Origin of the sequence: Kosakonia sp. S42 (genome assembly GCF_016624785.1) — a bacterium.
GTDB lineage: Bacteria > Pseudomonadota > Gammaproteobacteria > Enterobacterales > Enterobacteriaceae > Kosakonia > Kosakonia cowanii.
The window spans coordinates 21,765-31,654 of the sequence record NZ_JACVTW010000035.1; the positions used below are offsets into that span (position 1 = coordinate 21,765).

Below are 9,890 nucleotides of genomic sequence, written 5' to 3' on the forward strand. Positions count from 1 at the left end.
CGGTGCATCACAGAAGAATGTGGAATTCCCTTGACGCAGGCATTTATTGCATCCCATCTGGCAGTCCTTGAGTCCCAAGACCATCAGGAAACCAGACGTTTTGTCTCGTTATATGGGCAACATCATCTGAATAGTGTTGTACAGTGGTTCAAAAAAGCTGGGGAAGAATTGTTGTAAGCTGGCCCCCTTTTCGCTTTCATAAGAAGGCACCCGACAAATGCGGGTGCCTTCGATTCATTCGTCAAACCAGGGCTCAACAGGATCGGAATAATGCCGCCACTTATGAGGCCCTTCTGCCATTTCTGCATCCGTTAACAGGGCAGAGTCCAGTCTGTTGCGCAATTCTGATTCATTCATATCCATTCCAATAAAAACGAGTTCCTGACGGGCATCACCAATGCCATCTATCCAGTTAGACATGATGAACTTCAGTGACTCAGCATCCTCTGGCCAACGTTCTTTCGGCACACTCGCCCACCACATGCCCCCCAGCCCCTGGCGCGCAATGCCACCTGCCTGTGACCATGAACCTGCGAATTCCGGACGGCTGGCCAGCCAGAAGTAACCTTTTGATCTGACGACTCCATCCAGCTTATTTTCCATCACCTGCCAGAAACGGGTCGGATGAAAAGGCCGGCGGGCGCGAAAGACAAAGCTGGTGATCCCATATTCTTCTGTCTCCGGTGTATGTTCGCCCCGGAGTTCTTTAAGCCAGCCGGGTGCCTGAGCGGCCTGCTCGAAGTCAAACAGCCCGGTATTAAGTATGTTGCCCAGCGGAACCTGTCCAAACTGTGAAACAACGATTCTGGCCCGTGGATTAAGCGAACGTAAAATCGCCATCAGTTTTTCTTTTTGCGCTTCACTGATAAGGTCAACTTTATTAAGGACCAGCACATCACAGAATTCAATCTGATCGATCAGCAAGTCAACAACGCTCCTTTCATCACCTTCACCTAATGATTCTCCGCGTGACTGAATGCTGTCTTCCGAACCGTAGTCTTTCAGAAAATTGTACGCATCCACCACAGTGACCATGGTGTCAAGGCGGGCCACCGTCGAAAGGTTTTCACCGTCATCGCCCGCAAAGGTAAATGTTTCAGCAACAGGCATAGGCTCAGATATACCGGTGGACTCAATGACAAGCTGATCAAAACGCCCTTCTTTTGCCAGACGATTAACTTCGAGAAGAAGATCTTCGCGCAATGTGCAGCAAATGCAACCGTTGCTCATTTCTACCAGTTTTTCATCAGTCCGGGAGAGTTCTGCACCACCTTCCCTCACCAAGGCAGCATCAATATTCACCTCAGACATATCATTAACAATGACAGCAACACGACGGCCTTCCCGGTTGTTCAGAATATGGTTAAGCAAGGTTGTTTTCCCTGCTCCCAAAAATCCCGAAAGTACGGTAACCGGCAGGCGTTTATCGCCATGAAAATTTGCACTGACTTCAGACATTACCTTCCATCTCCTCAGATATTCGTTGTGTTCGGATTAACCAGGATTGTTGAGCACGGTTATCTCATCGCCTTTAATGGCGTTGTAAAAACAACTCCGCCGACCTGTGTGGCAGGCTCCACCTTTTTGATCCACAAGCAGTAGCACCGCATCTCCATCACAATCCATACGGATATCATGTACTTGCTGAACGCAGCCGGAGGTCTCACCTTTTCGCCAAAGACATGATCGGGATCGCGACCAGTAACAGGCTCTGCCAGTCAATAAAGTTTCATCAAGAGCCTGTTGATTCATCCAGGCCAGCATCAACACCTCTCCAGTGTCATATTGCTGTGCAATCGCAGCGATCAACCCATGAGAATCCCAGGGTATTGATGCCAGGATATCTTCAAGTTTAAAAACTGCACCTGCATAGGCTTTTTCCAGTAAGAGAAACATTGGCACCTCACTTATCATATGTTATGATATAATGTAACAATCAGGTTTGCCAGTTCTTCTTTACTTACATGGCACGATCAAAACATCAGTTGATTGCCATCGTTTCAGGACAAGAAAGATAATATCGCTTGAAAATTACAGGAGGCCCGGTGAGTAATAGCCCATATTCTCTAAGTACAAGGGACACTGCACTATCGTCTGCGGATTGTTCCGGGCTGAGAGAGCTGATTGAGAATAAGAAGGTACGAATCACACCGCTCCGGGAGAGAGTTTATAATTTCGTCAGTCATGCTAAAGAAAAAGGCATCAGCGCATACCAGATCCTGGAACTAATGAAGAAATACAATCCCAATGCAAAACCGACTACGGTTTATCGTTCTCTGGATTATTTGCAACAAGTAGGGATTATCGTAAAAATAGAATGCTGTAGTAAATTTATCAAAAAAAATAATTTATCCTCTGATGTTGTGACTCTTTTTTTGATTTGCTCAAATTGCGGAACAATAATTCAACATACTGATTACCTCATTCATACTTACATTGAGGAAAAAGCAATAGACTATGGTTGTGCTGTACAAAAAAAAGATATTGAAGTTAAAGTGATTTGTCCTGATTGTCGCGAAAAGGGTTAAACCACCAATATGAATAATTATTGAAATCGAGCCAGGCAATAAATAAATTTTAAAATATCTAAAAGCCATCAGACTATTATCTGACTCCATATTAAATATAACTGTCAACAAGGAGTATCGGTTGCTTTCATAATTGGCGTCAACAACCTCAATCTTTACAATGAATAAAAAGCATCAGAGCCTGCTTTTTATATTCCACTGTCTTAAATGACCTTAACAGTCCGTGTTGCTGGACGAATTACGTGCGAGTAAAATGATAATAAACAACCCTCCAATGCCCGCCGTGATAATGCCAATTGGTAGTTCCTGCGGAGCCAGTATCGTCCGGCTGACTATATCACCGCCACACAGTAATATTGCACCCCAGACGCCACACAAAGGTAACAACAACAGATGCTTAACTCCTGCAAAATGCCGACACAGATGAGGCACCATTAAGCCAACAAATCCAATCACGCCAGTCAATGCCACCAACAACGATGTTGCCAGTGCGCAACAAAGAAAAATCTCGATGCGCAGACGACTCACGTTTATCCCCAGAGACAACGCTGTTTGTTCTCCTGCCAGCACACCATCCAGAGAGCGCCACCGCAACAGAACAAAGGCAAACAGCAACACCAGGCTGAACACTGCGAAAGGCAAATTATTCCAGGTGGCTAATCCCAGACCACCCAGTGACCAGAAAAGCACAGAACTGGCGGCTCGCTGATCGCCCGAAAAAATGAAATAACTGGTCAGCGCCCCGAACAAAAAAGAGATGGCAAGACCGCAGAGAATCAGATGCTCAGCTCCGCGTTGCTTTTTAAAATGAAACAACAGCATTACTGCTATGGCGGAACACACCCCACCAACAAACGCCGATACGGGGAGCGTTAATACACCGAGTCGATCACCAAAACGGGTGATCACCAGCACCGCTCCCGCTGACGCGCCGGAGGATAGCCCGAACAAAAAAGGATCGGCCAGATCGTTACGGGTGGTAGTTTGTAACAACGCCCCTACCATTGCCAGTCCCGCCCCTGTCAGCACAGAGAGCAACATCCTCGGTACGCGTAAATCCGTCACAATTCTGCTGACCATGGCAGATACCGGCTCATCCACCAGCTTCAGTGCTCCCAGCACCTGCATTAGCGACAGTGAGACTGTCCCTCTGGTAATACTGAATAACATCAACCCAATCAGCACTACCATCGCTCCCCACATCGCCCAGTGATAACGGTACGACATGAGCATCACTTCGCCACTGTCGGGTACATTGCCCGCGCGAGTTTTTCCACTGCATGAACATTGGCAGGCCCCGGTGTCAGTTCAGCATATTGTAATTTCAGGTATCGATGATGCTGAACAGCCGGAGCCAGTTTCATTAGCGGATGATTCTCAAGAAAATGACGCAGTGCATCTGCACCGCTGCCTGTCTGGTAATCCAACAAAATAATGAAGTCCGGCTCAGTAGCGGCCACGCTTTCCCAGGAAGTCGTTCCCCAACTGGTATCCAGCGTCTCCATTACATTTTTACCGCCAGCCGCCTCAATGATTGCCGTAGGCATCGCATACTTACCACTGGTAAACGGTTTATCCTCGCCTGAGTCGTAGACGAACACCTTTGAAGGACGAGTGCCTGCCGCTGGCTTCGGCAGTTCGTTCAACCTCTTTTTCCAGCCGCTGACCAGGGTCTGTGCTTCATTGCGTTTGCCAAAAATCTTACCCAGCGTGAGGACATCGTTATACAGCAGATCCATCGTGGCTTTATTTTTGTGCGCAGTGGTGAACACACAGCTTTCACTCAGAACGAAAGTCTTGATTCCATATTTGCTTAACGTATCCGGCGTCACTTCGCCGCCTACTTTCATCCCATAGTTCCAGCCAGCGAAAAAGAAATCAGGTTCGGCTGCCAGCAATGTTTCCATAGTGGGATATTTGGGTGCCAGTTCTGGGATCGAGCCCATCGCCTTTTTAAATTCCGGCGTCATTTTGTACCAGCCACTAATACCGGTCAGCCCAACAATACGATCCTGCAAATGCAGTGCAAACGCCATTTCTGACATATTAAGGTCATTGATAACAGCCCTTTTCGGCGGACCGGCGAATGTTACAGGAGTCCCACAACTTTCAATAGTAACAGGAAAATCAGCAGCACTTGCTACTGAGGCGGACAGTACCGCCAGCAGGGATATAAACAATTTTTTCATCACTGACTCTCAGAAAGTAATTTATGCACAATGCGGAACTTCAAAAATACGCAACGCCTTTCCTGTATGGGGATGCGGTACGGTAAAGCTGGTCAAGCCAAAGACGGGATAAAGGTATTCTGATACCAATACCCTCTCCGGTGTGTCACAGATCACTGATTGCCCTTGCGACAAGAGGAGAACACGGTCAGCAAATGATTCTGTCAGTGTCAGATCGTGCAATACCGCCACGACAGTAATTCTCTTGGTTTTTACAAGGGAAAGTAGTTCCTCGCGGCCGGGAGGATCGAGATGATTGGTGGGTTCATCGAGTAATACCAGGTCGGGCGTTTGTGCCAGTACCCGTGCCAGCGCTGCCCGTTGTCTTTCTCCGCCGGAAAGCGAAAAAAGTGACCGCCTGCGTAGCCGTTGTAATCCGGTTTCTTTAATGGCATTTGCTACAATCGCGTCATGTACATTACGCGGTACATCCCCGGCATGAGGGATACGCCCCAGCGCTACATAATCCTCAAGGGATAATCTCGTATCAGGTGTATCATTCTGGGACAGAACAGCAACCAGCCTGGCCCGCTGTTGACGGGATAAAGTAGACATAGAGCGGCCCCGCAGAAGAATGTCACCGTTTAGATGGGTCAGTTCCTGACTGATTGCTCTCACGAGGGAAGTTTTACCGCTGCCGTTAGGCCCGATAATAGCCAGACATTCTCCTGCTTTGACCGCAAAATGGACGTCTGAAAGCAACGCCCCGCCGCCCGGCCGCGACAGGGAATGGATATTAACGCTGAGAATACTTTCCAGCGTATCAAAATCATCTTTTTCTATCAGATTACTTACGGTATTGCGCTTCACGGTGTTCCTTCTTGATTTCTGTACTGGCAATCAGGACGCCGTCGACATCCTGCTCGCTCAAATCGTTCACGATGACGCATTGAAGCTGCTGCTGGAGAATCTACATTAACAAAATTTTAACCGCGAGGTTTTACCCTGACTAAGAAAACCGTTCAGGATCGTTAGCGGTTCTCTCTCCATTTAGCCTCTCTCAGTGGTGACCAATCAGCCGCAGCAATTTGACTGTTCCATCCGCATAACCTGCGGTCAGATATTCCCCCTCCGGATGCCAGCACAGCGCGCTAACTGCTTCGTCATCAGCCAGAATCGCCAGTTCCTGCCGTGTTCCAGCATCATAAAGGAACAGGATGCCGTCCTCCGCACCGCTGGCAAGCCACTTACTGACGGGACTGAATGACAGCGCCGTAATTGTTCCCAGATGTACCGGCAGGTAATCAGGCTCAGTGCCTTCCGGCCCCTCGCCACTGCAATCCCAGATCAGCATTTCCTCCCCAGCACCAGTAGCAAACAACTGACCATCATGGCTCCAACAGAGATGACGAACCTTTGAGTTGTAACCACTCATCTGGCACGATTTTTCCACAGATTTAGCCCAAAGCAGCACGATACCTTCCTGGCTGCCTGCTGCTATCCACGCACCATCCGGACTGGCGGCCAGACTGAGTAACGATCCTTTCCAGGAATAATTTCGTGTTGGCTCTGCTTTGCCAGGTTGCCAGTGGCTGACCTGACCGTAACACGACGTCACAATACTGCCATCAGCCATCCATTCCAGCCCTGTCAGCGTGCTGTCCACTGACTCAAAAGCCTGCTTAAGTAACCCCCGGTCATCCCACAGTTTGAGTTGCTTACCGGCAATGCTGGCAAGCATACCACCAGATGACCAGGCCAGTTTTTCCACCCAGCCCCGTCCCGCTTTCCAGCAGGCGGAGGGTTCGCCGGTTACCGGCTCCCATATCACAATAGAATCATCCTGGCCCCCGCTGGCGAGTTTCTGCCCGTCCGGCGACCAGGCCAGCGCCGTCGTGCCTAATTCATGTGCTGAATGCCGCCATAGCACACGACCGTCATCCCCCGAGTAAAGCGCAACCTCGCCATCTGCGCTAGCGCAAGCCAGTAATCTCCCAGACGGCGACCAGGCTAACAGGTTGATATAGTCATTAGCATTCGTCGCCCACAATGGAACCAGCTGCTGTTGAAATTCAGTACTATCTGTCACGCCAGACATGCCTGTACTCCCCGGATCAACATTTGACGATCCAGATTGCGACCAATAAAGACGATCTCACTGCGTCTTGGTTCTCCGACTTTCCAGTCACGATCAACATTGACATCCATCAGCATATGAACCCCCTGAAAAACCACCCGCTGGTCTTTTCCTGCCAGGTTCAGGATGCCCTTGGAGCGGAAGATATCCTGTCCCCGCGATGACAATAGCAATCGTAACCAGTTGTTCAGTTTATATTCCGATAACGCACCTTCCACGGTAATACCTACGGACGTCACTTCCTCGTCATGGCTGTGTGCTGCGCTGAAGGCGCGGGATAAGACAGGCTTTTGCGCCACATTATTGCAGTACAGCGCCAGCTCAAACTCTTCGGGCAGATGCTCGGTTACCAGTGCATAGTTTCCCTCTTCAGGGATCGCAATTCTCAGCGTCTGTGCTCCGGTTTCAGGGGCCAGGAGCGATACCACCCGAGGTGAAGGAACCAGTTCAACATCTACTTCCCCCCGCAAACTGTCACGGGAAAATGCGTTATCAGCCTGCGCGATAAGCTGCATAAAGGTGTGTTCGTTGCTTTCAGGTACGGCAGTAAACAAAACATCGATGGACGTATCAGGCCCGGTGGTGTAATGCAGTTCGGTTACGCCCGCCGGTAAATGCCAAATGCCTGCCCACTCAAACGGATATTCAGGTTCCAGAAACTGTGGACGTTCCTGTAAGACGCGCTGTAAATCAAACCCACCGACATCCAGCACCGTAGGGATATCAACTTCTGCATTCACGGTGCGTTGGATCCGCGCCAGGGCGTTCATGCTGCGCAGGCGAACCTCCAGTTCGTCCAGTTCAGCGGGCGAGACAAGATCGGCCTTATTCACCAGGAGAACATCGGCAAATGCGATTTGTTCGCAAAGTTCACTGCTGTCGTCCAGATGCAAACCGGCATGTTTGGCATCCACCACTGTGATGATACCGTCAAGACGAAGCGCAGAACTAACTTCATCATCAACGAAGAAAGTCTGTGAAACCGGCCCGGGATTGGCCATCCCGGTGGTTTCGATCAGAATACGATCAAACTTATCGCGGCGGCGCATCAGACGACTCAGGATACGAATCAAATCGCCCCGCACCGTGCAGCAGATGCAGCCATTATTCATCTCAAAGACTTCTTCATCTGCATTGATGACCAATGCATCATCTATACCGATTTCACCGAATTCGTTCTCAATAACCGCCACCCGCAGGCCGTGCTGCTGGCTGAGAATATTGTTCAGTAGTGTGGTTTTGCCTGATCCCAGAAACCCGGTCAGAACGGTAACGGGAATACGATTATCTGTATTCATGCTAAGCCTTCTTTTCATTCTGTTCATGTTTGGTATGTTATAACATAACAATAAATGATTAAGCTAATGTGTATTTTGATTCGGGGAAATGTAATGAAGGCATCCCACTTCTTAAGCGCGGAGCTGAATGATGGTTGAAAGAGTGAAGCCGGCTGGTGTGTAGCATCGCAGATTTTCGACATCATGGTACCCAATACGTGATGCATAAGCTCCCTCAGACTGGAGACTTCACAGCATGAATATACACCGGTTGGCGTTGATATCGCAAAGCATCTGATTCAGGTTCACTTCATCAATGAGCACACTGGTGAAGTGATTGATAAGCAGTTGCGTAGCCCAGATTTTTTGACCTTCTTCAGCAATCGGGAACCCTGCCTGATTGGCATGGAGGCCTGTGGAGGCTCACAGCACTGGGCGCGTGAACTGGGAAACTGGGTCATGAAGTCCGTCTGATGCAGGCCCGGTTCGTTAAAGCGTTCGTCATGGGAAATAAAAACGACGTGATGGATGCGCGTGCCATATGGATGGCGGTACAGCAACCCGGTAGGAAATCGCCGTTAAAACAGAAGAACAGCAGTCGGTACTGGTTCTGCATCGTTCGCGCAGACAACTGGTGAAGTTTAGAACTGCGCAGATTAACGCCCTGCACGGAACATTGCTGGAATTTGGCGAAACCATCCACAAAGGTCGGGCTGCACTGGACAGAGAGCTACCGGCAGCCCTGGCGCGGATGAAGATAAGGTTGCCGCCATATCTCATCGCCTTGCCGGAGGACCAGTATAACAGGCTCAGTAAGCTGGACTCGCTGATAGATGGCATTGAAAAACAGCTTAACAGCTGTGGCACGACAAAATAAAACCTGTAAGCGGCTAATGGTATCCCCGGCGTGGGTCCGTTAGTCGCTACAGCGGCAGTTGCCACTATGGGTGAGGCATCAGCGTTTAAATCTGGCAGACAGTTCGCTGCATATGTTGGTCTGGTGCCAAAACAAACCGGCTCAGGAGGAAAAATCCGCCTGATGGGGATAAGCAAGCGTGGCGATACGTATCTGCGAACCCTGTTTATACATGGCGCGAGGGCGGCAGCATTAGTAGCTAAGATCCCGGGCCGTGGATAACGGAACTGAGGAAACGGCGTCCGACCAGTGTAGCTATCGTGGCGATGGCGAACAAGCTGGCGCGAACTGTGTGGGTTGTAGCAGCCCATGACCGTAAGTATGACAAGAATCATGTCAGTATCAGGACATATTAATCGCTGATATCGATAAACATTAACTCTTAAAAAAAAGGGTGAATGCAGAAAGGTTGCTCTGGCGGCCAATGTGATGACAACGACAGGTAAGACCGTGACTCACTGAACCTGAATGTTTTTTTGGGCTTAAAGCCCGCCGGAGAAATGAGGTGTGAGTCAGCGGATTACATAGGGGCTAGCAGCGTTATGGCTGCAAAAAAGCCGGATATAAAGCTGCAATCTACCCGTCAATGTCAAAACAATGGATGCCTTGCAAACGGGATGCGTTCATATAAAAACCATGGCAACCAATCTATTCTTTCAGCTTTATCTGCCAGTCCCGGATGGTTCATCGCTTTGGATTAATTAGCCCGCTTAACCGGGAATAAACCATCAGCATGACCAGCAACAATTTTTGTAAACGGGTTTGACCCGCTCCCCGTATGTGATCCATTCATAATCAGGAATATCCGGCTTCTGACCATGACCCCGAATATGATCCAGCCGTAATCAGGAATAACCGGCTTCA

General features: G+C 49.3%; 8 protein-coding genes and 1 pseudogene. 2 read left to right on the forward strand and 7 right to left on the reverse strand.

What is annotated here, in order from left to right; all coding sequences use genetic code 11:
* Positions 1-234: 234 nt before the first annotated feature.
* The gene (zigA, locus tag IAE50_RS22580) at positions 235-1,458 is read right to left on the reverse strand and encodes a zinc metallochaperone GTPase ZigA (RefSeq protein WP_200581374.1); all 1,224 of its coding nucleotides are present in this window, start codon (positions 1,456-1,458) and stop codon (positions 235-237) included.
* A 36-nt stretch (positions 1,459-1,494) separates the two neighbouring features.
* Positions 1,495-1,896, reverse strand: a complete 402-nt coding sequence (gene hisI, locus IAE50_RS22585; protein ID WP_200581375.1) for a phosphoribosyl-AMP cyclohydrolase — start codon at positions 1,894-1,896, stop codon at positions 1,495-1,497.
* Positions 1,897-2,045: 149 nt separating this feature from the next.
* On the opposite strand from hisI, the gene IAE50_RS22590 reads away from it, so the two are divergent.
* Positions 2,046-2,528 (forward strand): transcriptional repressor, encoded by a 483-nt coding sequence (locus IAE50_RS22590; RefSeq protein ID WP_200581376.1) that lies wholly within the window; start codon positions 2,046-2,048, stop codon positions 2,526-2,528.
* A 213-nt stretch (positions 2,529-2,741) separates the two neighbouring features.
* On the opposite strand, the gene IAE50_RS22595 is transcribed toward IAE50_RS22590, so the two are convergent.
* The 5 genes from IAE50_RS22595 to IAE50_RS22615 form a co-directional block, all read right to left on the reverse strand.
* Positions 2,742-3,761: an iron ABC transporter permease gene (locus IAE50_RS22595; protein WP_200581377.1), complete on the reverse strand. Its 1,020-nt coding sequence runs from the start codon at positions 3,759-3,761 to the stop codon at positions 2,742-2,744.
* The gene (locus tag IAE50_RS22600) at positions 3,761-4,717 is read right to left on the reverse strand and encodes an ABC transporter substrate-binding protein (protein ID WP_200581378.1); all 957 of its coding nucleotides are present in this window, start codon (positions 4,715-4,717) and stop codon (positions 3,761-3,763) included. Before IAE50_RS22600 ends, IAE50_RS22595 begins: the two co-directional genes overlap by 1 nt.
* A gap of 21 nt (positions 4,718-4,738) precedes the next feature.
* Positions 4,739-5,566, reverse strand: coding sequence for an ABC transporter ATP-binding protein (locus IAE50_RS22605; protein WP_200581379.1), 828 nt, complete (start codon positions 5,564-5,566; stop codon positions 4,739-4,741).
* A gap of 190 nt (positions 5,567-5,756) precedes the next feature.
* Positions 5,757-6,794: a WD40 repeat domain-containing protein gene (locus IAE50_RS22610; protein ID WP_200581380.1), complete on the reverse strand. Its 1,038-nt coding sequence runs from the start codon at positions 6,792-6,794 to the stop codon at positions 5,757-5,759.
* Positions 6,782-8,131 carry a GTP-binding protein gene (locus IAE50_RS22615; protein ID WP_200581381.1) on the reverse strand — a complete coding sequence of 450 codons (1,350 nt, stop codon included), beginning with the start codon at positions 8,129-8,131 and terminating at the stop codon, positions 6,782-6,784. The genes IAE50_RS22610 and IAE50_RS22615 overlap by 13 nt, the downstream gene beginning before the upstream one ends.
* A 219-nt stretch (positions 8,132-8,350) precedes the next feature.
* Here IAE50_RS22615 and IAE50_RS22620 point away from each other — a divergent pair.
* Positions 8,351-9,382: pseudogene (locus IAE50_RS22620) on the forward strand (IS110 family transposase).
* The last annotated feature ends 508 nt before the right edge of the window (positions 9,383-9,890 follow it).